Raw genomic sequence first — 24,828 nt, 5'->3', positions numbered from 1 at the left:
GGTCAGGAGATCGGCAGCTCGAGTTGCCGATCTCCTGACGTTCTACCGACCACCCGTGCCGCCGCGCGCGCACCGCGCGCACCGCGCGCACCGCGCGCGCCGCGCGCGCCGCGCCCGCCGACGGTCAGTAGCGGTCCGGGAGCTTCAGGTGGCGCTCCGCCATGATCGTGCGCAGCAGGTCCGGGCGGTCGGTGATGAGGCCGTCCACGCCGATGTCCATCAGGGACTCGATGGTGGCGCGGTCGTCGATGGTCCACGGGATGACGGCCAGGCCGGCGTCCTGCGCGGCGTCGACGAGCTCGGGCGTCGTGAAGGCGACGTAGCCCGGGTCCGTCACGCTGCCGCCCTGCGGGTCGCCGTGCACGGGCGAGACGGCGTCGGCCCCGAACGAGGCGCTGGCCGCGACGAACTTCTCCTGGATCGAGCCCGGGAAGTCGTCGATGTCGATCCCGCCGAGCCACGGCGACGCACCCGCGACGCCGACCTGGAGGAACTGCTGGCCGTTGGTCAGCGCGACGAGCGGGAAGCGCGGCTCGACCTCGCTCATCCGCATCAGGGAGCCCCAGTCGAAGCTCTGGATCGTGACCTGGTCCACCAGGCGGGCCTTGCGGACCTCCCGGGTGACGACCTGCACGAACTGCTCGCGCGGCGCCGTCTGCTCGGGGGCGCCGGCCTCGACCTTGGTCTCGATGTTGAGCGTGACCTCGTCGGCCCGGTGCCGGTTGACCAGCCGCAGCACCTCGGACAGCAGCGGCATGCGCGCGCCCGGGAACAGCTCCTGCTCGGGGAACTGCGGCTGGCGCAGCGAGCCGCAGTCGATGGTGCGGACCTGCGCGAGCGTGAGGTCCTTGAGGTAGCGCGTCCCGGGGACGTACGGGAACTCGGGGTCGCCCGGGAACGCGGGCGCCGTGTCGACGCACTTGCCCGGGTTCGGGTCGCGGTCGTGCGTCACGACGGCGTACCCGTCCTGCGTGATCTGCACGTCGAGCTCGAGCGTGCTGACGCCCAGCGCGAGGGCCTTGTCGAAGGCCGGGAGCGTGTTCTCGACGGTGAGCGCGGCGCCGCCGCGGTGCGCCTGGAGGTCGAAGGCGCGCGGGTGGTTCGCCGTGACGCCCTCGGCGCTCGGGACGGGCGACAGCGCCGACGCCGGGGCGGCGCCCAGGGCCAGCGCGCCCGCGAGGGTCACGGCGAGGGCTGTGGTGAGACGACGTTGCTGGGTGGTCCTCATGGCTCCGAGCCTGGACAGGCCCGGTGGCCGGGGCGTGGCGCCACGCCGTCACCCGGGCGACACACCCGTGAACGCGCGGCGACGCGCGTCCGGGCATCCCCTGCGCGTGGGCCCGGGCGCACGTACCGTCCAAAGGTGGAGTTCATCGAGGCGGGCGGGCTCCGGATCGCCTACGAGCGGGCCGGCCAGGGGCCGCCCCTGGTCCTGGTGCACGGCGCCGCCGAGGACGGCCGCGTCTGGCAGGTCCAGCTCGCCGGCCTGGCCGACGAGCTCACGGTCGTCGCCTGGGACGAGCCTGGGGCCGGGCGGTCCTCCGACCTGCCGGACGGCTTCGGCCTGGCCGGCTACGCGGACGCGCTCGCGGCGCTGCTCGAGACGCTCGAGCTCGGGCCCGCGCATGTCGCCGGGGTGTCCTGGGGCGGCACCGTGGCGCTCGAGCTCTATCGCCGCCACCCTGAGCTCGTCGCGACCCTGATCATGATCGACGCCTACGCCGGCTGGAAGGGGTCGCTGCCCGCGGAAGAGGTCCGGGCGCGGGTGGCAGGCGCACGCGAGATGCTCGCCGCGCCTCGTGCGGAGTTCGACCCGACGTTTCCCGGGCTCTTCGCCGGCGATCCGCCCGCGGAGCTCGCGCCGCTGCTCGCCGACGTCGCCGCCGACGTCCGCCCGGCCACCCTTGCCCAGCAGCTGGGCATCATGGCCGAGGCCGACCTGACCGACCTGCTCCCCCGCATCGCCGTCCCCACCCTGCTGGTCTGGGGACGCCTGGACGTGCGCTCCCCGCTCACGGTCGCGAGGCAGTTCGAGGACGCAATCGGTGACACCACGCTCGTCGTGATCGAGGGCGCGGGCCACCTGAGCCACCTGGAACGTCCCGACCAGGTGAACGACGCCGTCCGCGAGTTCTGTCGCGCCCACCCGCCCGAGGCAAAGCGGTAACGTTCTCAGGTGGCTCATCTGGACTGGGAGATCAAGCAAAGCCTGCTGATGTACGTGATGGGGGCGCCGGGCGGTCGCATCGTGCAGGACGACGCCGTCGGCGGCACCGGCGCATCGTTCCACTTCCCGCTCGACCCTGGGCGCAGTCCGGATCCCTCGGCCGACGATGCGCTGTTCGCGTTCACGGGATCCGTGGTCTTCATCGGGCACTTCGGCTCGTTCGTCGGCGAGGTCGCCGACATCGAGGTCACCGCGCCCGCCGACGGCGGCCCCGACTGGACCATGTCCATCCGGGACCGCGACGCGGACGTGCGCACGGTCGCGTTCCGCCTGGTCGGGGCCCCCGAGCGGTCCGACGACGGCGCGCAACTCACCTGGCAGCAGGTCGAGCTGACCGACGACGGCGCGAAGCTCTGGGGCGGCAGCTACCCGACGGGCACCCCCTTCGAGCCGCTGACGATCGACCTGTCCTGACCTCAGGCGGAGGGTGGCGTGACGTCCACGTTGTTCATCAGCTGCAGGAGCTCCGCCGGGACCTCCAATGACAGGGCCTCGACGGCGGCGTCGAGCTGGTGCACCTTGCTGCCGCCCAGCATCGGCCGGATGCCGCGGGCCGCGAGCCAGGCGAGCACGACCTGGCCGCGCGAGGCCCCGACCTGGGCGGCGACGTCGTCCAGCACGGCCAGCCGCCGGGTGCTGCCCGGGTGGTCGAAGATCTCGGGGATCTGCTTGGCCGGGTTGTCGTACGCGCCGGACAGCAGCGGCGTGTAGGCCCACACCTCCACACCTTCGACGTCGGCCAGGTCGACGAGGTCGTCGCTCAGCCAGCCGAAGCGGTGGTTCCCGGTGAGCGTGCCGGGGCGCGGCTGGAGGTAGCTGTAGGCGTGCTGGACGACGCTGAACGGCTCCAGCCCCTGCGCGATCGCGTGCCGGCGTGCCCGCTCGACCCGCCACGCCGGGTGGTTGGAGAGGCCGATGCGGGCCGTGACGCCGTCGGACAGGAGGGCCGCGCAGGCGTCCGCCGTCTCCTCGACCGGGACCGACCTGTCCTCCATGTGCCCCCACGCGAGGTCCACGTGATCGGTGCCGAGGCGGCGGAGGCTGCCTGTGATCTGCTCGCGGATCGCGGCCGGCGACAGGCCGGTGCGGGAGGCTGGCCAGTCGGCGGCGTCGCGCGGCTCGGCCCCGAACTTCGTGGAGAGCAGGATGCGGTCGCGGACGCCGGGGCGCGCGGCGAACCAGCGTCCGAGCAGCTCCTCGCTCTGGCCGCCGTAGCCGGACTCGCTGGCCCAGAAGGCGTAGCAGTCGGCGGTGTCGATCCACCGGCCGCCGGCGTCGACGAACCGGTCCAGGACGGCGAACGACGTCGCCTCGTCCACGGCGGTGCCGAACATCATGGCGCCGAGCACCAGGCGCTCGGCGGGCGGGGTGTCGTGGGCGTCGGGTTCCGGGGCGGTCTCGGTGATGCTTCGAGTGTCCTGCGATGTGGTCATGAGACGAGCAAAAACCCTGGAGCGCGCTCCAGGTCAAGGGCAGGATCGGAACATGACCGTCTATTCGCCCGCGCAGGCCGCCGAGGTCTCGGGTTTCAGCATCGACACGCTGCGGTACTACGAGCGGGAGGGCATCCTGCGCCCGATCGCGCGCACGTCGGGCGGGCATCGCGCCTACACCGACGACGACCTGGGCTGGCTCGACCTGGTCCACTGCCTGCGCGACACGGGCATGCCGATCGCCGATCTCAAGCGGTACGCGGAACTAGCGCTGGACGAGGCGACGCTGGCGGCGCGGGTGGCGCTGCTCGAGGACCACGACCGGCGGGTGCAGGAGTCGATCGACGGTCTGCGCAGTCAGCAGGAGAAGCTGCGGGAGAAGATCGCGTGGTACCGGGGGCAGGGGGTGTGACAGGTTCCGGTCCGACACCACGGACTTTCCTCGGCTCGGCACACCTGCGCTGGTAGGTTGCCTGGCATGACGTCCCCAGCGCCAGGCGTCGGCGAGATCGCGCCGACGGCGGTCGTCGACCCAGGTCCGGTCCCGCTACCCGAGCCGGAGCCCGCACCCGAACCAGCTCGCAAGGCCGAACCCGCAGCCGAGTCGGCTCCCAAGGCCGAACTCGCGGACGAGCCGACTGCGGTCGAGCCAGCAGCGGTCGAGCCGGCTGCGGTCGAGCCGGCTGCGGTCGAGCCGGCTGCGGTCGAGTCGGCTGCAGCCGAACCCGCTTCGGAGGTCGTGCCCGTAGCCGAGCCTGCTCCGGAGGCTTCTCCCGCTCCGGACGCCGAACCCGCGGACGAGCCGGCCCCGGAGCCCGCGGCAACCACGGAGCCGGACCCCGAGCCGGAAGAAGTCGAGTCGCTCGCCGCCACCGCAGTTCCGGACCCCGAACCCGGAGACGAGCCGACCGCGGCCAGGCCCGCCCCGGAGCCCGAACCTGCAGTGACCCTGGAGCCCGAACCCACAGGGACCCCGGCCCCGGAACCCGAACTCGCAGCACCCCCGGAGCCGGAACCCGCCCCCGCCCCCCGCGCCGCCGCGCTCCCCATGCGCCCCGTCCGCCGCATCCCCGCCAGCGGCGAGCGCATGGGCAGGTTCACCCTCGCCGAGGCGCTGGGCCACGGCGGTTTCGCGCACGTCTACCGCGCGCAGGCCGACGACGGCGAGGAGGTCGCCCTCAAGGTCCTGACCGGCCTGCATGACGACGCCCGCGAGCGCTTCGCCCAGGAGGCGCACCTGCTGGAGCGGCTGGACGGCCGCGGTTTCCCGCGGTTCGTCGAGGCCGGCCTGGACGCGACCCAGCCGTGGTTCGCGATGGAGCTCGTGCCCGGAACCACGCTGCGGGACCGGGTTCGCGAGGAGGGGCCGCTGTCCGGCCGCGAGGCGCTGCGGCTGGCCCTGCAGATGGTCGACGCGCTGCTCGTCCTGCAGGAGCAGCGCTGCCTGCACCGCGACCTGAAGCCGGCGAACATCATGGTCGACGGCGACCGTGCGGTACTCATCGACCTGGGCATCGCCAAGGTCTTCGACGCCGCGACGTCGACCCAGCCCGCCGGGACCTTCTCCTACATGGCGCCGGAGCTGTTCGGACGGCGGGTGCACCCGCGGTCGGACGTGTACAGCCTGGGGCTGCTGCTCGTGTACGCGAGCACGGGCACGCTGCCGCTGGACCTGAACTTCCTGGGCCGGGACCTGGTGGCCACCGATCTCATCGACGAGGAGCCGGACGGCGTCGTCCCGGACGAGGACCCGCTGCCCGAGCCGCCGGTCATCGACCGGCACCTGCAGTCGCTGATCCTCGCCATGACCCGGTACCAGCCGAACCACCGCCCGCCGCTGGAGAACATCGCGGGCGTGCTGCGCTCCCGCCTCGCCAGCACGACGCCCGACCCGACGCTGCTGCTCACCTCGCAGGTGCTCAGCGACGGCGTGACGGCCGCCGAGGTGGCCGCGCTCCCGGCGACGGACGTGCTGCCCGGCCGGGGTCACACCAAGACCTTCCTGCGCGGCCTCGACCAGCCGGACGACGCCACGCCCAACACCCGTACCCCGGAGCCCTGGCACGGCCTCGTGTACGACCGCGCGCTCATGAACGTCCTGGCCGAGGTGCACGCGGACGGTTTCGACGGCGCCGCGGAGCAGGTCGTCGCCGACCACGTCGCGGAGATCGGCGCACACGTCGCCGGCGGGCGCACGCCGGCCGAGATCAAGGACTGGATCTGGGAGGCGATGCGCTGGCGGGTCACGTCTCCGCCCGACGGCCACGCCGACACGCTCCGCGGCTGGCGCGCGTTCCGCAGCCCCGAGCCCACGCCGGCGAGCGAACGGGCTTCCGTCAGCGGCGGGCCGGGAGCCTCGCCCCGGGCCGTGTCGTCCGCGCCCGTCTCGTCCACGCCCGCCAGGCCCCAGTCCGTCGCGGCGACCCAGGTCGTCCGCAGCATGGTGCCGCCGCCGCAGTCGTTCGAGCCGCGCAAGAGCCCGGTCAAGCACCTCGGGCCGGCCCCGCGGCCGGCGGGACCCAGCCCTTCCGTGCGCGCCACCCGCCCGATGCCGGCCGTGCAACCGCCCGCCGTGCAGCCGTCCGCGACGCGACCGCCCGCCGGGCAGCAGGCGTCCGCGGGCCGCCCGCCAAGCGTGCAGCCCGGCGTCCGGCCCGGCGCACAACCGGGCGTGCAACCGGGCGTGCAGCAGCGGCCTCCCGCGCAGACCCCGGTCCCGCCGCGCCGCAGGCCCTGGCCGGTGCGCCTGTTCGGCGCCCTGCTGCGCTGGGTCCCGCGGCTGCTGCTCCTCGGAGCGGTGTACCTGCTGGTCACCCAGGATCCCCAGGCCGGCGACCCGTTCCTCGCCGCGCCGGCCCTCGCCTTCGCCGCGCTCGGTCTGGCCGCCCTCCTGCGCGTCGTCGGGCACAGGATGCGCATCTGGTTCTACGTGGTCTCCACGCTGCTCGTCGGCGCGGCCGCGGCGGCGCTGTGGGCAAGCAGCACCGGTCTGCTGCAGCTGGTCTGACGGAGGTCCTGCCGCACCGTCAGCGCCGGACGCCGTCAGCGCCGGACGCGTGCGCGGGACCGCGCGACGCCGGCCAGCGTGGCTCGCAAGGGCGTCCCGAGATAGATGCCCAGCGACGCGCCCGCCGCCAGCCCGATACCGATGGATGCCGCGAGGACGAGGGACGCGGCCCCGCCTCCGGACGCCGATCCCGGGTCGGCGTGCACCATGCCGAGCAGTCCGTAGAAGACCGCCCCGCCGGGCACCAGCGGCACGATCGCCGCCGTCGTCACGGCGACGGACGGGACGTGCAGGTTGTGGGCGATGAGGACGCCGACGAAGCTCGCCAGCAGCGCCGCCATACCGCTCGCGGCCGCCTCGTGCAGGTCCGACGTCAGCACCATCGCGTGGCTGAGTGCCGTGACCGTGCCCAGCACGGCACTGACGGCGACGATGCGGGCGCCGGCGCCGTTGAACAGCGCCACCACGACCGCGATGATGACCGCTCCGGCGACCTGGTTCGGCAGCGGGCCGAGCGGCAGCGGGCCGTCCGGCAGGGTCATCCGGAACCCGAGCACGCTGCCGAGCTCCAGCCCGGCCAGGATGCCCACCACCAGGCCGAGCGTCTGCAGCGTGAGGTCGAGGATGCGTCCCGCCGCGGTGAGCGCGAACCCGTCGATCGCGTCCTGCGCCGCGCCCACCACGGTGAGCCCGGACAGCATCAGGACGATCCCGGACGCCACGATGATGGAGGGCTGGACCCCGGCGAACGGCTCGACGTCCGCGGCGGCGAGGGCGGACACGACCACGGCGATCACCGTGGTGACGAAGGCTCCCGCGATCTGGCTGAAGAAGGACGGCACGCGCAGCAGGGCGAGCCCGGACTGGGTCGCCGCGGCTCCGAGCGCCGCGACGAACGTGAGCCCCACCAGTACCGCTGAGCCTCCGGACAGGATGCTCGCGCCGACGGCGAGCAGTGCCCGGGCGACCACGACGACCGGCTGCCGGTACCGGAACGGCACGCGGCGGATCGCCCGGAACGCGATCCGTGCCTCGTCGAGGTCCATCCCCTCGTCGACGGCGACCAGCAGCGCCTGCAGACGCTGCAGCTTCGTATGGTCGGGCGCCGCCACGCGCACGACCCGGAGCAGCGTGTGCGGCCAGCGCTCGCCGCTGGGGTGGTACGACAGGGCGATCGACGTGTAGGTCACGTCCGCGTGCACGCCCCTCAGGCCGTAGGCGTCGGCCACGCGCGTGATCGCCAGGGTCACCTCGTGCGCGGACGCCCCGACCGCGAACATCGACTCGCCGATGCGCATCGCCAGGTCCAGGGCCCGGATCACCATCGAGTCGTCGACGGCGGGATGCACCTCGGTGGCCGGGGCCTCGGAGGGATCGGTGTGCAGGACTCTGCGCACCGTCGCGTACAGGCTTCGACGAGCTGGCTGGGACATGCACCCCATTGTGCTGACGGACGCCGCCACCGGCATCCGTCCACGCGCAGTGCACAATTGTGGCCATCATGCGCAACACGTACATGTCCGCTCTCGTCACGTTCATCGTCGCCGCACTGACGACGGCCACCTGGTGGACCCTCGGTCGGGACACGACCCGTGAGGTCGACCCCGTTACCGGAGACGTCACCGGGCCCTACGAGGCGCCTCAGGTGATCGCGTGCGTCGTCGTGCTCGTCGGGCTGGTGGTGATCGGGGCCCTGCTGCTCCCGGCGTGGCTCGCGGTGCTCGGGGTCAGCCTGCCCTTCACCGCGGCCTGGACGATCCAGGCCTCAGCGACCGACGACTCCGGGCTCTGGGCGGTCGGGGCGATCCTGGTCCTGGTCGGCACGCTCGTGGGCAGCACGATCGTCGCCGCGGTCACTCGCGGCCTGGTGCGCAACCGGGACTGACGCACCTACTGGAAGTCCCGTGACCGCGTCGGGACCGTCAGCGTCAGCGTGGCCAGGTGCTCCGCCAGGAGGTTGACGGCGCCGTCGGCCGCCTCGATCCGGCCCCGCACCACCATGGCCTGCGCCGACCGCGCGACCCGCCGGAACCGCTGCCACAGCCCGACGGTGCAGATCACGTTGAGCAGCCCCGTCTCGTCCTCCAGGGACAGGAACGTCACTCCCCCGGCCGTCCCCGGCCGCTGCCGGTGCGTCACCACGCCGCCGACGGCGATCCGGCGGCCCGGCTCGGTGGCGATCGCCTGCGCCACGGTGAGCACGCCGGCCGCCTCCAGCCCCGGCCGCACGTGCTGCGTCGGGTAGGAGTCGGGCGTGACGCCCGTGGCCCACGCGTCCGCCTGGGACAGCTCGATCTCGCTCATCCCCGGCAGCATCGGGGCGTCGACGCCGACGCTGACGCCGGGCAGCGTCATCGGCCCCTCCTGGCCCAGCGCGCCCGCCGCCCACAGGCCCTCCCGCCGGTCGATGCCGAGCGACTCGAGCGCGCCGCCCGTGGCGAGCGCCTCGAGCTGCGCCGTCGACAGCTCGACCCGCCGCACGAGGTCCCGCAGCGACGCGAACCCCGCGCCGGCCGGGCCTTCGGTGGTCGAGCCTTCGGTGGTCGAGCCTTCGGTGGTCGAGCCTTCGGTGGTCGAGCCTTCGGTGGTCGAGCCTGTCGAGACCCGCGCCGCGACGATCTCCTCCGCCTTGTCCTTGCCGATGCCCCGCACGGACTCCAGCCCCATGCGGACCGCGAGCGCCGGGTCGGCCCGGACGAGTCCCGCCACGGAGGGGACGGGTCCACCGGTCTGCCGGGTCTCGACAGGCTCGACCACCGAGGGATCCACCCGCTCCACGCTCGCCAGCACCCGCGACCGGGTCACCGAGGGCCGCAGCACGCGCACGCCGTGCCGGCGCGCGTCGGCGGCCAGGGACTGCGGCGAGTAGAACCCCATGGGCTGGGCCGCGAGCAGGCCCGCGTAGAACGCGGCCGGCTGGTACACCTTGAGCCACGCGCTCGCGTACACGAGGTACGCGAAGGAGTAGGCGTGCGACTCGGGGAAGCCGAAGTCGGCGAAGGCCTTGAGCTTCTCGAAGATCTCGTCCTGCTGGTCGGGCTCGACGCCGTTGGCCGCCATCCCCGCGTAGAACCGCTCGCGCAGCGCCTCCATGCGTTCGACGGACCGTTTGGACCCCATCGCGCGCCGGAGCTGGTCGGACTCCGTGGGCGTGAACCCGGCGACCTGGATGGCCATCTGCATGAGCTGTTCCTGGAAGAGCGGCACCCCGAGGGTGCGCTTCAGCACGGGTTCCAGCAGCTTGTGCGGGTAGGTCACCTCCTGCCGCCCGCGGGCCCGCTCGATGTACGGGTGCACGGACCCGCCCTGGATGGGGCCGGGGCGGATGAGCGCGACCTCCACGACGATGCTGTAGAAGTCTCGCGGCTGCAGGCGCGGCAGCGTCGCCATCTGGGCGCGCGACTCCACCTGGAACACGCCCACGGTGTCGGCGGCGCACAGGAGGTCGTAGACGGCCTCGTCGTCCTGCGGCAGCTCGTGCAGCTCGAGCCGCTCCCCCGTGCGCTCCTCGATGAACTCGAACGCGTACCGGATGGCGGTCAGCATGCCCAGGCCCAGCAGGTCGAACTTCACCAGCTTCGCGTCCGCGCAGTCCTCCTTGTCCCACTGCAGCACGGTGCGGCCCTCCATGCGCGCCCACTCCACGGGGACCACCTCGATCACCGGGCGGTCGCACATGACCATGCCGCCCGAGTGGATGCCCAGGTGCCGGGGCAGTCGGAGCATCCGGTCGGCAAGGTCGAGCACGTCGTCGGGGATGTCCCCCTCCTCCGCGGCGGACGGCGGCGTGCGGAACGGCACGACGTCGTGGGTGTCGTCGGCGCGGGCCGGCCGGGGTTCCCCGGGGGCGCGCGGCTCGTCGGCGAGCACGTCGAGGAAGACCCCGGGGTCGCCCATGCTCGTTCGCCCGGGGCTCGGACGCATGGGGCCGGTGTGCCCCCTGTGCGGCCGGGGTTCCCGCGGGCCCCACAGCGCCGCGACGCGGGCGTCCTTGGCGGCGGTCTTGTTCTGTGGCTCCGGCGTGGCCGACGGCGGCGGCGACAGCCCGGCCACCGTCCCGCCGTCGGGCACCGTGCTGCCCGACGCCGCCCCGGTCGCCTGGGGCTTCAGCGATCCCCAGCGCTCGATCGACTTGGACCACGCGTCCTGCTGCCCGACGTCGTAGCCGAGCGCGCGGGCGGCGTCACGCACCGCCGAGCGCGGCCGGTAGGAGATGACGTTCGCGACCTGCGCCGCGTGCGTGCGCCCGAACTTCTCGTAGACGTGCTGGATCACCTCCTCGCGCCGCACCGACTCGATGTCGACGTCGATGTCCGGCGGGCCGTTGCGCGCCTCGGCGAGGAACCGCTCGAACAGCAGGCCGTACTTCACGGCGTCCACCGCGGTGATCCCCAGGGCGTAGCAGACGGCCGAGTTCGCGGCGCTGCCCCGCCCCTGCGCGAGGATCCCGTGGGTGCGGCAGAACTCCACGATGTCGAAGACCACTAGGAAGTACCCGGGGAAGCCCAGGCGGTTGATGATCTCCAGCTCGTAGTCGATCTGCTTCCAGGCCTTCGTGTTGCCCTCCCGGGGTCCGTACCGCCGCTGAGCGCCCCGGTAGGCGAGCTCGCGCAGCCAGGACTTCTCGTCGTGCCCGGGGGGTACGTCGTAGGGCGGCAGGTTCGGCGCGATGAGGTCCAGGTCGAACGCGCACTCCTCCCCCAGCGCGGCCGCCGTCGGCACGGCCTGCGGGTACCGGCGGTGCAGGCGCGCCATCTCCGCGCTGCTGCGCAGGTGGGCGGTGGGGGCGCCGGGCAGCCAGCCGTCCAGGTCGTCCAGGCTCGACCGGGCGCGGACCGCCGCGAGCGCCCCGGCCAGGTCGGCGTCCCGGGGGCGCGCGTAGTGCGCGGCGGTGGTGGCGACCAGCGGCAGGCGGGCGTCCTGAGCGAGCAGGGCGAGCGCGTCGTGCAGGTCGGCGTCGCGCGGGTCGCCGGTAGCGGTGATCTCGACGGCGACGTTCTCCCGCCCGAACGCGTCAACGAGCGCGTCGATCTCCCGCCGCCCGTCAGCAAGCCGATCTGTCCGGTTCCCGGCCCGTTGAGTGCTGGGTATTTGCGCTGTCGAAACGTTCCGAGAGCGCAAATACCCAGCACTCAACGGGGCCGTCAGGGCCTGGCGGACGGCGCCCTTGCGGCATCCCGTCAGGACCAGCCACTCGCCGGCCGCCGCCTCGCCCAGGCCCTCCAGCGTGTAGTGCGCGGCGCCCTTGACCCCGGCTTTGAGGTGCGCTGTGCCGATGGCGCTCGACAGGTTCCGGTACCCCTGCGCGCCGCGCGCGAGCACGAGCAGGTGCGTGGCGCGCGGGTCGGGGGTCCCGGTCGGCGGGTCGAGCACGGGGGCGCCCCTCCCTCCGCTGGTCGAGCCCGTCGAGACCGGGCCCGCCGAGACCGTCGGCAGGTGCAGCTCCGCCCCGAACGCGGTGGGCAGCTCCACGGCCTTGGCGGCCTCGGAGAACCGCACCACGCCGTACAGCCCGTCGTGGTCGGTGATCGCGAGCGCCTTCAGCCCGAGGCGCTTGCCCTCGGCGGCGAGCTCCTCGGGGTGGGAGGCCCCGTCGAGGAAGCTGAACGCGGAGTGGGCGTGCAGCTCGGCGTATTCAGTCATAGAGCGCCTCCAGCACCCATGTGCCCGACGACGCCGACAGCAGCAGCCCCACGTCACCAGGCAGGTCCGTCACCACCTGCAGGAACACGCGGCGCTTGCCCCGGGGCGTCCACCACCGCTCGGCGACGGGCCACGGTCCGGCCCAGTCGACGACCGCGACGTCGAGGCCGGCCCACGCACCGTCACCTGCACCGTCGCTCCGGCCACTCCCGCCGGCCCACGCCACGCCGTCGGGCACGACGACCCGCGCCGGGTCACCGCTGACCGCCAGCCGCACGTCGACGACGACGGGGCGCCCGGCGGCATCGAGCACCTGCGCGGAGACGGGCTCGGGCAGCACCACCGACGGCGCCGGGGGCGGCAGGGCGCCGGGCCAGGGCCGGTCCGGCTCGCGCTCGGGCGGGACCTGCTCGCCGTAGGGGACGAGCTGGACGCGGTCGCGGGGGTCGCGCCCGCCCTGGAGCCGGACGGTGAGGACGGCGTCGCCGCCGAGCAGGGCCTGCACGCGCTCGACGGCGCGCCGGGCGCGCAGGTCCTCGCCCGCGCCGGGCCCCCACAGGCGCGGCTGCAGCGCCCCGGCGGGCGCGACCTCCTCGGCGGCCAGGGTCAGGCCCGCGATCGGGGCAGGCGCCTCGCCCTGCCCCAGGGACGACGCCGTGAGCCAGCCCTCGAGCTGCCACCGCACCCGGTCGGTGATCCGGGCGGCCGACAGCCCGCCGAGCGTGTCGTCGGTGCGCCACAGCCGCTCCAGGGTGCGGGCCTCGCCCGTGACCGGGTCGACGGCGCGCGCCGTGATCCGCAGCCGCCCGCACGCCAGGCCGCGCCGGCCCAGGTCCTCGTGGAGGTGCTCGGCCAGGCGGCGGGCGGCGAAGGTGGCGACGTCGACCCGGTACGCCGGCGGGTCCAGCTCCTCGGTCACGGTCAGGTCCTCAGCGAGCCGACGCCGGGCCGGGGGCCGCACGTCCTGCCCCCGGGCGAGGCGCTGCGCCCAGACGCCGAGGTCGCCGAAACGGGCGGCGACGGCGGCGTCGGGCAGGGCGGCCAGGTCCGCCAGGGTGCGCACGCCGAGGCGGCGCCACAGGTCGACCAGCTCGGTCAGGGCGCGGTCGGCGGGGCGGGCGTGCACGAGCACGGCGGCGGGCCGGGGCGCGAGGTAGTCCCGCGAGCCGCCCGGCGGCACGACGGCGTCCTCGCGCGCCGCCAGGACCGCGGCCAGGAAGCCGTCGGCGACCCCGACCTGGCACTCGTGACCGGTGCGGACGGCGACCTGCTCGGTCAGCTCGCGGGCCAGGTCGTGCTCGGAGCCGTGGTAGCGCGCCGCGCCGCCCGACGGCAGCAGGAGCAGACCGGGGCGCGCGATCTCCAGCCCGGAGACAACGGTCTCCGCGGCCACGGCGACGGGCTCGAACTCGCGGGCGTCGCGGGCGTCGTCGGCGGGCCAGAGCTGCAGGTCGGGGCAGCGCCCCTGGGCTTCGCGACGGCGCATGCCGCGGCGCACCCCGGCGCTGCGCGCGGGTGCGGACACCGCGACGATCCGCCCGCCGGGGCCGCCCGTGACGGCCGCAGGCGTCTCGGGGCCCAGGCCGGCGACGACCAGGGCCGCGACGACCGGCCAGTCAGGCACCCAGAGGCAGGCGGTGCGAGTGACCGCCTCCGTCACGGCGAGGGCAGCGGGGACGGCGCCGCCGGCACGGTTGCCACGTGGGGCACGGTCGGCGGTCATCCGACGAGCTCCAGCTGCGGCCGGCCGTCGGAGGTGCCGTCCGGCGCCCCGGGGTCCCCGACCACGGAGCTCTGCTCCGCGGCCTCGCCGGCCGTACGGCACACCGGCACCTCCACGTCCAGGTGCAGGGGCCGCGAAGCGCTCCCCCGCCCGGTCCGCCGCACCCGCAGTGTCCGACGCCGCAGCCAGCCCGTCCCCCGATCGACCCCGTCCCAGGCCCCTCCGGTGGCCTCGAGCACCACATGAGCCCCCCACCCGTCTTGTTGACTCGACGAAGGGGTGGGTTGCGCCGCTATCAGTACCGTCTCGCGGTCGCGGGCGCGTGATGTCAGACGGCGGCGGTCCTGGTCCAGCAGCGCCACCTCCGGCCCGACCACCACCACGTCCATGCCGTCGATCAGCGCCGCGAGCACGGCGGCCGCATCCACGCCCGACCCGGCAGGCAGCGGCACCACCAGGGTGCGCGCCAGGTCGCACCCGGCGTCGGCCGCGGCGGCCATCCCGGCGGCCGGGTACCCGACCAGCACGGTCCAGGCCCCGTCGCGGGACGCCTCGGCCAGCAGGGTGAGCAGCAGCGACGTCGACCCCCGGACCACGACGGTGGTGCCGGTGCGCAGGCCGTCGTCGGGCAGGAGGGCCGCGAGGCGCGGGTGGACGGGCAGGACACGCGCGTCCTCGCCCGGGCCGCCCGTCCGGCTGCCCGACGACGGAGCCGGCAGCGCCGTGGGGCCGGCCGCGAGCCCGCCCGGCAACGCCCTGACCTGTACCCGGGACGGCCCGGTGGGCTGCTCAGGAGTCGGCTTGTCGGGCACCTCATGAAGATGCTCTCGCGGCTGCTCATGAAGATGCTCGCGAGGCTGCTCCATGCGGACCGTCTCGACAGCCCGTGCAGCCGTGGCCTGTTTCCGCACGCCCGTGCGCACCTCGGCGGACCGCAGGGCTGCGAGCGCCCGTGCGTGCCGGGTGCCCCTGGGGGCGGCGGCGTCGGAGGCGCCGAAGGAGTCGACGTCGGCAGTGTCGACGTCGGCGACTGCCTCCGAGGAGACTGTGACAACGGTCATGGCCCTCCAGCGATGGTGTCTGCCGGTGGAGACCGGATGGTCGTGCACCTTGTCGAACGCATGTTCGATAGAACACCAGTACACCTCTCGCAAGGCGTGCCTGTCAAACCATCTGCCTCGCAACACTGCGGCGCCCGACCGCCCTCCGCCGCCACACGGTGCCGACCTGGGAGAGCGCACCTCGGCCGATGACGAGGACCGCTCACGGGGCGCGCCGGCGCGGCCAAAGCACTCGCTCGGCAGGTGCCGGGTGAGCTGAACTACGTTCGGCTGGAGCGCGAGTCTGCGGGCTGTACCGAACAGTTCAGCCAGGGTGAACTACGTGCGCCTCGGCCAGGCGTTTGCCGCCTCTCTCGAACTATTCAGCACAGGTGAACTGAGCCGGGCCAGGCCGAACGAAATCCAGCAGACCTGGCACCCGCTCCCCGGGGCCACCTCACAGCGACCCGTCAGGACGCCCTGTTTCTCGTGCCCGCTCCGGCACCCCTCCGGCGGCTCCAGCGAAGCTCAGTCGTCCGGCACGTAGAGCGACAGCGTGTGCGCGACCAGCGCCGGCTTCGCGGAGCCCTCGATCTCGACGGTGACCTCGCAGGCGAGTCGCACGCCCCTCGACGTCGGCTCGGCCGAGAGGATCTCGGTGCGGGCCCGCACGCGCGATCCCGCGGGCACCGGCGCGAGGAAGCGCAGCCGGTCCAGGCCGTAGTTCATCACCATGGCCGCGCCGCCGAGCGAGACGAGCGGGGACGCGAGGTGCGACAGCAGCGACAGCGTGAGGTACCCGTGCGCGATCGTGGAGCCGAACGGCCCGGCGGCCGCCTTCTCGGCGTCGAGGTGGATCCACTGGTGGTCCTCGGTCGCGTCGGCGAACGCGGCGATGCGCTCCTGCGTGATCTCGAACCAGTCGCTGGTCGCCGTCCGGCCCACGGCGTCGGCGAGGGCGGCGGGCGAGCCGACGGCGATGGCGCCGCCCGCGCCGTCGCTCACGCCGCCCGCGCCGTCGCTCACGCCGCCCGCGCCGTCGCTCACGCCTTCGGCCCGCCCGCCACGTACAGGACCTGGCCCGACACGAACCCGGACTGCTCCGAGCAGAAGAACGACACGGCGTTGGCGATGTCCTCGGGCTGGCCCACGCGGCCCACGGGGACGTCCTTCGCGGCCACGCCGAGGTACTCGGCCAGCGGCATGCCGATGCGCTCGGCGGTCTCCCGGATCATGTCGGTCTCGATCACCCCGGGGGCGACGGCGTTCGCGGTGACGCCGAACTTGCCGAGCTCGATCGCCAGGGTCTTGGTGAAACCCTGCATGCCCGCCTTGGCGGCCGAGTAGTTGACCTGGCCGCGGTTGCCGAGGGCGGACGTCGAGGAGAGGTTCACGATGCGGCCGAACCCGGCCTCCACCATGTGCGCCTGCACGGCCCGGGTCATCAGGAACGCGCCCCGCAGGTGCACGCCCAGGACGGCGTCCCAGTCGCCCACGGACATCTTGAACAGCAGGTTGTCGCGCAGGATGCCGGCGTTGTTCACCAGCACGGTGGGCGCGCCCAGCTCGGCGGCGACCCGGGCGACGGCGGCGGCGACCGACTCCTCGTCGGCGACGTCCACGCCCACGGCGAGCGCGCGGCCGCCGTCGGCCACGATGGCCTCCGCGGTGGCCTTGGCCTGGTCCTCCAGCAGGTCCAGGACGGCGACGGCGTAGCCGTCCTGCGCGAGCCGACGGGCGGTGGCGGCGCCGATGCCGCGGGCCGCTCCGGTGACGATGGCGGTACGAGTCATCAGGGGTTTCCTTTCGTCCTCTCAGACCGTACCGGCCTCCGGCGTGCGCGAGCGCGTCGACCTCCCGAAGCCGCTGGCAACCGACCCGGCGATTCGGCAGAGTGGGGCCATGGACTTCACGCGCCCCTATCCCCCGGACCCGTACACGCTGCTGCCCGCGCGCGCCTCCTTCACGCTGACGAGCAGCGACCTGACCGACGGCGAGCGCATGCCGGACGCGCACGCCGTCCACGACAAGAACGTCTCCCCCGCCCTGGCGTGGAGCGGCTTCCCCGAGGGCACCAAGTCCTTCGTGGTGACCTGCCACGACCCCGACGCGCCGACGCCGATGGGCTACCACCACTGGACCGTCGCGGACATCCCGGCCGATGTGACATCGCTCGACACGGGAGCGGGCGCGCCCGACGGCTCGGGCCTGCCCGCCGGGGCGTTCCACACGCACAGCGACGGCCGCACCCCGGGCTTCGAGGGCGCCGGCCCGCCGCCCGGCGACCACCCGCACCGGTACATCTTCGCGGTGCACGCCCTGGACGTGGAGCCCGGCGAGCTCGGCCTCGGCCCGGACAACACCAACGCGCAGGTGGAGTTCAACGTCTACTTCCACCTGCTGGGGCGCGCCACGCTGACGGCGACCTACAGCCTGTGAGGTACGAGCCGATGAGCGAGAACGCCACCCTGCCCACCCTGGGCGACCTCGCCTGGGCACCCGCGCTGGAGCACCCGGAGCTCCTCGCGGAGCCGGTGCTCGCCGCCCTGACCGCCTGGGCCGACGCCGACCCCCGGGTCGCCCGCCTGGTCGCCGTCACCGAGATCGACCCGGACCACGCCGAGACGGCCACCCTCAACGAGCTGCACGACCTGCCGCCGGAGGCGTCGGCCAACTGCGTGCTCGTGGCCGGCAAGCGGGGCGAGGACGAGCGCGTCGCGGCGTGCGTCGTCCCGGCGAGCACGTTCGCCGACGTCAACAAGCGGGTGCGCAAGCTGCTCGACGTGCGCAAGGCGTCGTTCCTGCCCATGGACCGCGCCGTCGCCGACTCCGGCATGGAGTACGGCGGCATCACGCCCGTCGGGCTGCCCGAGAGCTACCGCGTGCTGGTCGACTCCCGGTTCACGCAGGAGAGCACGACGGCGCTGATGGGCTCCGGCGTCCGGCGCTCCAAGCTCCTCATGCCAGGCCCCCTCCTGTGCACGATGTCGGGCGTCGAGGTGATCGAGGACCTGGGCATCGAGCGCTGAGGATCAGGCGAGCGCCGGTGCCAGGCGGTCGATCGTGTCGCTCCAGCCCGCGCGGATCCCGAGGGCGAACCACTTCGCCACGTCGGCGTCGGGCATCGTGTCGACGAAGCCGAAGCTCGTGGTCATGACCGTGCCGTCCGCGCCGTCGGCCAGCTCGATGGTGACCACGGGCACCTCGTCGACCCGGGACGGGTCGAGCTCGGGCCAGCCGCCGACGGCGCCCCACGCGAACACGAGGCGCTCGTCCGGCACGATCTCCTGGTAGATGCCGCCGGTGAAGTAGTCGACGCCGTCGGGCTGGTACAGGTGGACGCGCCAGGCGCCGCCGACCCGCAGGTCGACGCTCGGCTCGAAGTCGACACCCGGCTCGACGCCGGCGAACCAGCGCAGCTTCTCGGGCTCGGTCCAGGCCGCCCAGACGGCGTCGCGCGGCGCGGGCAGGACGCGGGTCATCGTGAACCCGCGGCCGGCGGCCGGCCCGGTGGCGGACTCCGCGCCGGGCCGGGTGCTGGACTGGGTGGTGGGCTCGCTGGTCATGGTTCCTCCGTCGTGTCGGTGGTGGTCGTGCTCGCAGTGGTGGACTCGGCGAGCTGGGCCGCCAGCCGGTCGTACCGCTCCTCGAAGAAGGCCCGGTACCCCTTCACCCACTCGTCGACCTCGCGCAGGGGCGCGGCGTCGAGCCGGCACGGGCGCCACTGCGCGTCCCGCCCCTTGCTCACGAGCCCGGCCCGCTCCAGCACCTTCAGGTGCCGGGACACCGCGGGCAGGCTCATCGCGAACGGCTCGGCGAGCTGCGTCACCGTCGTCTCCCCCTGCCGCAGGCGCGCCAGCATGGCGCGCCGGGTCGGGTCGGCGAGCGCCGCGAAGGTGACGCTGAGCGTGTCGACGTCGGAAGCGGTGCCAGGCATTCATTTAACCTTCCTGTTAATTGCGCGATGTGTTAAGTACAGCAGGCCGCGGCACGACCGTCAATACCTGGCGGGCAGCCCGGCGAGACACCGCGACCGGCAGCGCACGGCGTCAGCCGCGCGTGACCTTGCCGTCCATCGCCGCGTCCATGCGCTCGGCGAGCTCCGCGCCGTCGAACCGCGCGGCGTCATCCGGGGACAGGACCGTCCGGACGTACCGGCGGAACTCCTCGCTGAGCTCCACGTAATGCTGCAGGCGCGGGCGGGGCGACGCCCCGTCCAGCGCCTGCCGCAGCGCGTCGTTGGCCTTGCGCAGCGGGTCGTTGGTGCCCTCGACGCCCTTCCCGGTCGCGTAGTCCGCGAGCGACGCGGCGAGCCCGTCCGTCGTCGGCTCCAGGGCCCACGGCGCCTCGGGGTCGCGGTACGGCGCCTCCCGGCTCGCGGCGAAGCCGCCGCGCTCGAAGATCACCTGGTGGCTGCGCTCGTCCGTGAGGAACTCGACGAGGCGCCGGGCCGCGACCGGGTACCGCGAGGCCGCCGCGACGGCGAGGCTCTGCCCGCCCAGCACGCCCCCGCCGGGCACCGGCATGAACCCGACCCGGAACGGCGCCGCGTCCTCGCCCCGCAGCACGCGCAGCGCCCGCGGCCAGTGCCGCAGGAACACCGCGTGCCCCGCGGCGAACGCGGCGAGCGAGCCCTGCTCGTCGAACGCGAGCGACGCCGCCGTGCCGCTCGGGCCGTCCGACGTCGCACGCAGCCGCTCGGCCAGGCTCTCGACGGTCGCCCCGATCCGGTCGACGTCCTCGAAGACCGGCCGCCCCCCGGCGTCGACCGACACGGATCCCGCACCCAGCAGGATCTCCCAGAGGTTGACCGTGAACCCCTCGTAGTCGGCGAGCTGCAGGGCGATCGCCGTGTCCACGGGCGGCCGGCCCAGGCCGGCGCGTTCGCCGCCGACCTTGGCGAGGACCTCGTGCGCGAACGTGTCCACGCCGGCCCAGCCCTCGCGCAGCGGGATCGGGTCGGTCGCGGGGACGTGCCCCTCGTAGTACTCGGCGATCAGGTCGAGGTTGCAGTACAGCAGGCCGACGTCGGAGTTGAACGGCAGCGCGTACACCACACCGTCCCAGGTGCCGGCCGCCCACGGCTCGCTCAGGAACCCGTCGCCCGTCGCGCCGTCGAACGGCCTGAGGTAGCCGCTCTGCGCGAACTGCGGCACCCACGGGATGTCGAGGTTGTAGACGTCGTAGCCCGGCTCGCCGGCCTGCGCGGCCGACAGCATGGTGCTGTAGGCGCGGTCGGCGTTGCTGGAGACCTCCACGATCCGCGCGGGGTGCGTCTCGTGCACCCGGTTCCACAGGTCCACGAGCAGACGGCGCTGCCCGCCGTCGGTCTCGTCACGCCCGCTGAGGATCGTGAGCTGGTCCCCCGTCGCGAACCGCTCCAGGTCGGCCGCGCCGCCGAACAGCCGCTCGAGGCCCAGCGGGAGCCCGGCACCCGCCAGCAGCCCCGCCACGCCGCCCACGATGAGGCCCCGGCGGGTGATCCCGCCGTGCGCGCTGCCGCCCGCCGTCCCCCCGCCCGCACCAGCCGTCACGTCACCGACCCCCCAGCTGCCCGAACAGGCTGCCCAGCGTGCTCTCCAGCTCGCCGAAGGAGCTGTCCCAGCACTCGCCGTCCCACTCCGCCGCGATCTGCTGCAGGTCGCTCACCTGGCACGACGCCTCCCCGACCGCCACGACGTAGACCCGGACGCCTGAGGCCTCCTGGGCGCGGGCGGACTCGACCAGGTCGGACGCCGTCACCTCGGCCCCGGGCCCGTCGCCCGGGAGGTTCTCGCCGTCGGTCAGCACGACCAGCGCCGTCAGGTGCCGGCGGGACGCGCCTTCCGGGTCCAGGCCGACCAGGTACGACGTCCCGTCCGCGACCGCGTCGTACAGGGGCGTGTGGCCGTCGGGCCGCAGGGTGCCCAGGCGCTCCGGCGCGTCGCTCCGCGCCACCTCGCTCCCGGTCACGTCCAGCACCCGGTGCGGGCTGGACGCGGCCGCGCCGGAGAACGACCAGACGCCCACCTCGTCGGAGCCGCTCAAGTGCCCGAGCGCCCCGAGGACCCCTCGTTCCGCGACGTCGATGCGCTTCCGGTCGCCGTCCGCCGGCCTGCCCATGGAGGCCGACGCGTCCACCATGACCAGGACCCGCGCCGGGCGGCGCGCCTTGCGGTACTGCTGCTCGGTCGACACGACCCGCGTGTACGCCACGAGGCTCGCGCCCGGCTCGATCACCGGCGCGTCCTGCAGCCCCGGCAGCGGCCCGTCCGCGTCCGCGGGCGGCCGCCCGTCCAGGCCCCGCGCGCCCACCTCCCGGCCGAGGGCGGCCTGCCCCTCGTTCGTCCGGAGCCACTCGACGAACGCCGACGCCGCATCGGCCCGGCGTCCGGCCGGCCCGGCGTCGGCCCAGCTCAGCCGGACCGCCGCGTAGTCGAGGCCGAGACCCGCGCCCGGGTAGAACGGGACCAGGGCGGCGTCGCTCTCGCCGGCGCCCGACGCCGGGCAGGCCGCGCCCCGGCCGCCGATCGCCCGCTCGGTGGTCAGCACGGCCACCCGCGGCGGCTCCGTCCGGGACAGCTCGTCCAGGCGGCACAGCAGCGCGCCGTCCGTCCCGACCGGCAGGCCCGCCTGCTCGAGCGCGTGCCCCAGGTCGAGCTCCAGCGCCTCCAGCGCCGCGGCGTCGGAGTCCGCGTAGAGGCTGACCGTGTGCAGCGCGGCGGCGAAGGACGCGTCCGGGTTGGCCCGCACGACGTCGAGGCCCGATGCCGCGGCGGCCGCCATCAGCTCCTGGACCGTGTCGCCCGGCTCCGTCGTCGCGCGCAGGGCCTCCGCGTGCGGCTCCGGCACCGCCAGCACCAGCGGCGAGCCCGCCACGAGCGTCCGGCCGTCGGAGACCTCGAAGCCCTGGCCCTGCCCACCGGGGGCCACGATGTCCACCTGCGCCCCCGACTCCGCGATCCACACGTCCGGCCGGGGGCCGAGGTCCAGGGACGTCGCGCCGGCCTCGCCCGGCGCGGCGCCCCAGCCGGACGCGAACGCCCCGCGGAGCGCGGGCCAGCCCACGCCGAACGTCGTCACGTGGTAGCGGGGGCAGGAGAACGGCGTGGTCGAGTCCCGCTCGAAGTCGTCGGCGGCGGCCGAGAAGCCCGCGGCACCGTCCTCGGGAACCATGACCGCCACCTCGGTCGGGTCCTCGCAGGACCGGGCGGACTGCAGCGCCACCGCCGCGCTCGCCGAGCCGGCCAGCAGCGCCACGGTCACCGCGGCGACGACTATCCGGTGGCCCCGCGCCCACCTCCACGCCGCGGCGAGCCAGCGCGCGTAGGTCCGCACCCGGACGAGACCCGCCAGCCCCGCCAGGAACAGGCCGATCGAGACCACCAGGAGCACTATCGACGTCCCGCGGTCGACGACACCCATCGCCGCGGTGCAGATCCCGGCCACCGTGCCGAACACCGCGAACACCGTCGTCCGGTGATCCCCCCACCACGGCCGGGAACCACCGTCCCTGCGCTCGGCCTTCTCTCCAGGCTGCCCCGTCGCACCCATCCGTCCTCCCGAACGTCAGGGTCCGATATTTACCACATTGACCTCGGGTTTTGCGGGTCAGCGCGATATCGGCCCGACGTACCGGGAGAAGCCGGACGAGAGTCGGAGCTCCAGCGAGAAGGTCAGCTCTCGGCGCGCCCCTTGCGCCAGTAGCCCATGAACGCCACGGACTTGCGGTCGACCTGGCACTCGTTCACGAGGTAGCGGCGCAGCGCCTTGATGACGCCCGCCTCGCCCGCGAGCCACGCGTACAGCACGGTGTCCTGCGCCAGTGGCCGGCCCGACTCGTCGATGGGCACCTCCCAGAGGATCTCGGCGTCGACGTCGACGTCGTGCGGCTCGCCCGACAGGTCCACCCCGGCGGCGGTGAGGGCGGGCGAGGTGTCCGACGACGGCCGCACGCCCATCGCGAGCAGCCGGTCCGCCGCCGTCCGCACGGCCGGGACCAGCACGTCGCCGTGCTCCCGACCGTCGCGGGCCAGCCAGTGCACGCGCACGCCCGCGGGGGCGCCGAGCTCCCAGCCGTCCTCGGGGTGGGGCACCTCGAGGTAGACCTCGCCCACCGCGTCGTCGGGCAGCGACTCGCAGATCGCGGCGATGGCGGGCACGGCGGTCTCGTCGCCGGCCAGCAGCAGCGCGTGGCTGGACGCCGGCGGGGCGAACTCGACACCGCCGTGGATGCCGTCGTACTCGGCGTTGGGGCCCATGATGACCAGCGGGTCCCCCGCGGCGGCGCTCAGCGCCCAGCGCGACGCCGGGCCGGTGTCACCGTGCATCACGACGTCGACGTCGACCTCCCGCATGTCCTGGCGGACCGTGCGGACCGTGTAGGTGCGCATCGGGTTGCGCTCGTCGTCCGGCAGCGAGCGCCAGGCCGCGTACCAGTCGGGGTCGTCGCGGCGCAGGGCGTCCCAGCCGCCGCGGGGCGACGGGAGGAGGAGCTTGATCCGCTGGTCGCGGCCGTTGTCCGCGAACTTGTCGAGGTCCGGGCCGCGGAAGGTGAACCGGACGAAGGACGGGCACAGGCGCGTCACGCGCGCTACCTCGACGTCGAACATGCGCGAGGGCTTGGCTTCGAGCCCCTCGGTCTTGGTGGTCACGACGGTGAGCCTAACCTAACTTCGCCACCCCTTCGCAACGGTTCGCAGGCGCGAGACGGATCACATCCGGCGGGCGCCGGCACGGACGTCGCGAACATCGAAGATCACCCGCTCGTCCGGCAAGTTCACCCGAGCAAAGGGTGCAACTTGCTGTATCCGGGCTATTTACTGTGCACGGACCCTGCCCCGGTCCGGCCCTGGCCTGGGAGCGATCCCACGCCAGGCCTACCGACCGGCGCGCGCCATCTGCTTCCTGTACGCACTCCCTGGAGAGCCTCACCATGATCGACCACTTCGCGCTGGGCTGGGTCACGCCCATCCTCTCGTTCCTGCTCTCGTGCGCCGGGTGCGCCGTCGGCCTGACCTGCACGGCCCGCGCGCGCGTCACCCACGGCCTGGCGAGCACCGCCTGGCTGGGCCTGGGTGCCGTCTCCATCGGCGGCACCGGCATCTGGGTGATGCACTTCGTCGCGATGCTCGGCTTCCACGTCCGCGGCACCGAGACCCGGTTCGACGTCCTGCTGACGATCGCCAGCGGCCTGCTCGCCATCGCCGTCGTGTGGCTCGGCCTGTTCATCGTCCGCACGGCCGGCGTCGGGGCCTTCGCGCTGCTGGCGGGCGGCATCGTCACCGGCCTGGGCATCGCCGCCATGCACTACCTCGGCATGCGTGCCCTGCACGTCGGCGTCGCGATCACATACGACCCCGTCACCGTCGTCATGTCGGTGCTCGTCGGCATCGTCGCGGCGACCGCGGGCCTCTGGCTCTCCGCGAAGGTGCAGAACTTCGCCGCCGGCACCGCCGCGACGCTCATCATGGGCCTCGCCGTCTCCGGCATGCACTACACGGGCATGTCGGCCATGCGCGCCGAGGTCGTCACCGGCGCCGTCGTCGTGCCCGACGCCGGCGTGTCCGTCGGCGCGCTGCTCGGCCCGCTGATCATCGGCGTCACCATCAGCACCATCCTGCTGCTCCTGGTGATCGGGCTGGCGCCGAGCGCCGCGGAGCTGGAGGCCCAGGAGAAGTTCAAGGGCTGGCAGGGCCGGCAGGAGCAGATCCGGCGCGACGCCGCCGACCCCCGCCGTCGGTCGCAGCTCCGCTGACCGATCACGCGGTTGCGGC

Annotated in this window: 21 protein-coding genes; 8 read left to right on the top strand and 13 right to left on the bottom strand. The window is 74.1% G+C overall.

The features are described 5' to 3' along the window. Positions 1-124: 124 nt before the first annotated feature. On the bottom strand, positions 125-1,228 hold the full coding sequence (locus ACFT2C_RS15705; protein WP_377207996.1) for a glycerophosphodiester phosphodiesterase family protein: 1,104 nt from the start codon (positions 1,226-1,228) through the stop codon (positions 125-127). A gap of 135 nt (positions 1,229-1,363) precedes the next feature. Here ACFT2C_RS15705 and ACFT2C_RS15700 point away from each other — a divergent pair, with 135 nt between their 5' ends. Both ACFT2C_RS15700 and ACFT2C_RS15695 read left to right on the top strand, forming a co-directional pair. Further along, the gene (locus tag ACFT2C_RS15700) at positions 1,364-2,167 is read left to right on the top strand and encodes an alpha/beta fold hydrolase (protein WP_377207995.1); all 804 of its coding nucleotides are present in this window, start codon (positions 1,364-1,366) and stop codon (positions 2,165-2,167) included. Between the two features lie 9 nt (positions 2,168-2,176). Beyond that, positions 2,177-2,641 carry an HtaA domain-containing protein gene (locus ACFT2C_RS15695; RefSeq protein WP_377207994.1) on the top strand — a complete coding sequence of 155 codons (465 nt, stop codon included), beginning with the start codon at positions 2,177-2,179 and terminating at the stop codon, positions 2,639-2,641. Between the two features lie 2 nt (positions 2,642-2,643). Here the strand turns inward: ACFT2C_RS15695 and ACFT2C_RS15690 are convergent, their stop codons facing one another. Continuing rightward, on the bottom strand, positions 2,644-3,660 hold the full coding sequence (locus tag ACFT2C_RS15690; protein WP_377207993.1) for an aldo/keto reductase: 1,017 nt from the start codon (positions 3,658-3,660) through the stop codon (positions 2,644-2,646). Positions 3,661-3,712: 52 nt separating this feature from the next. Between ACFT2C_RS15690 and ACFT2C_RS15685 the strand changes: the two genes are divergently transcribed. Beyond that, a complete protein-coding gene (locus ACFT2C_RS15685) occupies positions 3,713-4,072 on the top strand; it encodes a MerR family transcriptional regulator (RefSeq protein ID WP_377207992.1) in 360 nt (119 codons plus the stop codon). A gap of 66 nt (positions 4,073-4,138) precedes the next feature. Then, complete coding sequence (locus ACFT2C_RS15680; protein WP_377207991.1) at positions 4,139-6,667, top strand: protein kinase; 2,529 nt, start codon at positions 4,139-4,141, stop codon at positions 6,665-6,667. Between the two features lie 35 nt (positions 6,668-6,702). Here the strand turns inward: ACFT2C_RS15680 and ACFT2C_RS15675 are convergent, their stop codons facing one another. Then, positions 6,703-8,100, bottom strand: a complete 1,398-nt coding sequence (locus ACFT2C_RS15675; RefSeq protein ID WP_377207990.1) for a threonine/serine exporter ThrE family protein — start codon at positions 8,098-8,100, stop codon at positions 6,703-6,705. A 68-nt stretch (positions 8,101-8,168) separates the two neighbouring features. Here ACFT2C_RS15675 and ACFT2C_RS15670 point away from each other — a divergent pair, with 68 nt between their 5' ends. Beyond that, on the top strand, positions 8,169-8,552 hold the full coding sequence (locus ACFT2C_RS15670; RefSeq protein ID WP_377207989.1) for a hypothetical protein: 384 nt from the start codon (positions 8,169-8,171) through the stop codon (positions 8,550-8,552). A 5-nt stretch (positions 8,553-8,557) separates the two neighbouring features. Here ACFT2C_RS15670 and ACFT2C_RS15665 read toward each other — a convergent pair whose 3' ends face one another. The 5 genes from ACFT2C_RS15665 to fabG form a co-directional block, all read right to left on the bottom strand. After that, entirely contained in the window at positions 8,558-12,310 is a 3,753-nt protein-coding gene (locus tag ACFT2C_RS15665; RefSeq protein WP_377207988.1) for an error-prone DNA polymerase, read from the bottom strand. Continuing rightward, positions 12,303-14,033: a DNA polymerase Y family protein gene (locus ACFT2C_RS15660; protein WP_377207987.1), complete on the bottom strand. Its 1,731-nt coding sequence runs from the start codon at positions 14,031-14,033 to the stop codon at positions 12,303-12,305. Before ACFT2C_RS15660 ends, ACFT2C_RS15665 begins: the two co-directional genes overlap by 8 nt. Continuing rightward, entirely contained in the window at positions 14,030-15,094 is a 1,065-nt protein-coding gene (locus ACFT2C_RS15655; RefSeq protein WP_377207986.1) for a hypothetical protein, read from the bottom strand. Before ACFT2C_RS15655 ends, ACFT2C_RS15660 begins: the two co-directional genes overlap by 4 nt. Before the next feature lie 507 nt (positions 15,095-15,601). Next, entirely contained in the window at positions 15,602-16,120 is a 519-nt protein-coding gene (locus tag ACFT2C_RS15650; protein ID WP_377207985.1) for a MaoC family dehydratase, read from the bottom strand. Then, positions 16,117-16,866: a 3-oxoacyl-ACP reductase FabG gene (gene fabG / locus ACFT2C_RS15645; protein WP_377207984.1), complete on the bottom strand. Its 750-nt coding sequence runs from the start codon at positions 16,864-16,866 to the stop codon at positions 16,117-16,119. Before fabG ends, ACFT2C_RS15650 begins: the two co-directional genes overlap by 4 nt. A gap of 109 nt (positions 16,867-16,975) precedes the next feature. Between fabG and ACFT2C_RS15640 the strand changes: the two genes are divergently transcribed. After that, a complete protein-coding gene (locus ACFT2C_RS15640) occupies positions 16,976-17,512 on the top strand; it encodes a YbhB/YbcL family Raf kinase inhibitor-like protein (RefSeq protein ID WP_377207983.1) in 537 nt (178 codons plus the stop codon). An 11-nt stretch (positions 17,513-17,523) separates the two neighbouring features. Then, positions 17,524-18,102, top strand: coding sequence for a YbaK/EbsC family protein (locus ACFT2C_RS15635; protein ID WP_377207982.1), 579 nt, complete (start codon positions 17,524-17,526; stop codon positions 18,100-18,102). A gap of 3 nt (positions 18,103-18,105) precedes the next feature. Here the strand turns inward: ACFT2C_RS15635 and ACFT2C_RS15630 are convergent, their stop codons facing one another. The 5 genes from ACFT2C_RS15630 to ACFT2C_RS15610 all read right to left on the bottom strand — a co-directional run bounded on the left by ACFT2C_RS15630 (position 18,106) and on the right by ACFT2C_RS15610 (position 23,706). Further along, entirely contained in the window at positions 18,106-18,639 is a 534-nt protein-coding gene (locus tag ACFT2C_RS15630; RefSeq protein ID WP_377207981.1) for an SRPBCC domain-containing protein, read from the bottom strand. Continuing rightward, positions 18,636-19,010 carry an ArsR/SmtB family transcription factor gene (locus tag ACFT2C_RS15625; protein ID WP_377207980.1) on the bottom strand — a complete coding sequence of 125 codons (375 nt, stop codon included), beginning with the start codon at positions 19,008-19,010 and terminating at the stop codon, positions 18,636-18,638. The genes ACFT2C_RS15630 and ACFT2C_RS15625 overlap by 4 nt, the downstream gene beginning before the upstream one ends. Positions 19,011-19,122: 112 nt before the next feature. Continuing rightward, on the bottom strand, positions 19,123-20,607 hold the full coding sequence (locus tag ACFT2C_RS15620; RefSeq protein ID WP_377207979.1) for an extracellular solute-binding protein: 1,485 nt from the start codon (positions 20,605-20,607) through the stop codon (positions 19,123-19,125). A gap of 1 nt (position 20,608) precedes the next feature. Beyond that, the gene (locus ACFT2C_RS15615) at positions 20,609-22,606 is read right to left on the bottom strand and encodes a substrate-binding domain-containing protein (RefSeq protein WP_377207978.1); all 1,998 of its coding nucleotides are present in this window, start codon (positions 22,604-22,606) and stop codon (positions 20,609-20,611) included. A gap of 122 nt (positions 22,607-22,728) precedes the next feature. Further along, positions 22,729-23,706, bottom strand: coding sequence for a siderophore-interacting protein (locus tag ACFT2C_RS15610; protein ID WP_377207977.1), 978 nt, complete (start codon positions 23,704-23,706; stop codon positions 22,729-22,731). Positions 23,707-23,987: 281 nt separating this feature from the next. Here ACFT2C_RS15610 and ACFT2C_RS15605 point away from each other — a divergent pair, with 281 nt between their 5' ends. After that, the gene (locus ACFT2C_RS15605; protein WP_377207976.1) at positions 23,988-24,809 is read left to right on the top strand and encodes an MHYT domain-containing protein; all 822 of its coding nucleotides are present in this window, start codon (positions 23,988-23,990) and stop codon (positions 24,807-24,809) included. The last annotated feature ends 19 nt before the right edge of the window (positions 24,810-24,828 follow it).

This window comes from Promicromonospora sp. NPDC057138 (genome assembly GCF_042670845.1).
Classification (GTDB): domain Bacteria; phylum Actinomycetota; class Actinomycetes; order Actinomycetales; family Cellulomonadaceae; genus Promicromonospora.
Note: the sequence above shows the minus strand (reverse complement) of the source record. Positions and strands in the feature narration are given on the sequence as shown.

Excerpts from the sequence above, each read along its gene's own strand:
- ACFT2C_RS15625 (WP_377207980.1), bottom strand. The coding sequence starts at position 19,010 with ATGCCTGGCACCGCTTCCGACGTCGACACGCTCAGCGTCACCTTCGCG.
- ACFT2C_RS15640 (WP_377207983.1), top strand. The coding sequence starts at position 16,976 with ATGGACTTCACGCGCCCCTATCCCCCGGACCCGTACACGCTGCTGCCC.
- ACFT2C_RS15670 (WP_377207989.1), top strand. The coding sequence starts at position 8,169 with ATGCGCAACACGTACATGTCCGCTCTCGTCACGTTCATCGTCGCCGCA.
- ACFT2C_RS15685 (WP_377207992.1), top strand. The coding sequence starts at position 3,713 with ATGACCGTCTATTCGCCCGCGCAGGCCGCCGAGGTCTCGGGTTTCAGC.
- ACFT2C_RS15655 (WP_377207986.1), bottom strand. The coding sequence starts at position 15,094 with ATGACCGTTGTCACAGTCTCCTCGGAGGCAGTCGCCGACGTCGACACT.
- ACFT2C_RS15605 (WP_377207976.1), top strand. The coding sequence starts at position 23,988 with ATGATCGACCACTTCGCGCTGGGCTGGGTCACGCCCATCCTCTCGTTC.
- ACFT2C_RS15665 (WP_377207988.1), bottom strand. The coding sequence starts at position 12,310 with ATGACTGAATACGCCGAGCTGCACGCCCACTCCGCGTTCAGCTTCCTC.
- ACFT2C_RS15675 (WP_377207990.1), bottom strand. The coding sequence starts at position 8,100 with ATGTCCCAGCCAGCTCGTCGAAGCCTGTACGCGACGGTGCGCAGAGTC.
- ACFT2C_RS15615 (WP_377207978.1), bottom strand. The coding sequence starts at position 22,606 with ATGGGTGCGACGGGGCAGCCTGGAGAGAAGGCCGAGCGCAGGGACGGT.
- ACFT2C_RS15635 (WP_377207982.1), top strand. The coding sequence starts at position 17,524 with ATGAGCGAGAACGCCACCCTGCCCACCCTGGGCGACCTCGCCTGGGCA.
- ACFT2C_RS15705 (WP_377207996.1), bottom strand. The coding sequence starts at position 1,228 with ATGAGGACCACCCAGCAACGTCGTCTCACCACAGCCCTCGCCGTGACC.
- ACFT2C_RS15630 (WP_377207981.1), bottom strand. The coding sequence starts at position 18,639 with ATGACCAGCGAGCCCACCACCCAGTCCAGCACCCGGCCCGGCGCGGAG.
- ACFT2C_RS15690 (WP_377207993.1), bottom strand. The coding sequence starts at position 3,660 with ATGACCACATCGCAGGACACTCGAAGCATCACCGAGACCGCCCCGGAA.
- fabG (WP_377207984.1), bottom strand. The coding sequence starts at position 16,866 with ATGACTCGTACCGCCATCGTCACCGGAGCGGCCCGCGGCATCGGCGCC.
- ACFT2C_RS15680 (WP_377207991.1), top strand. The coding sequence starts at position 4,139 with ATGACGTCCCCAGCGCCAGGCGTCGGCGAGATCGCGCCGACGGCGGTC.
- ACFT2C_RS15660 (WP_377207987.1), bottom strand. The coding sequence starts at position 14,033 with ATGACCGCCGACCGTGCCCCACGTGGCAACCGTGCCGGCGGCGCCGTC.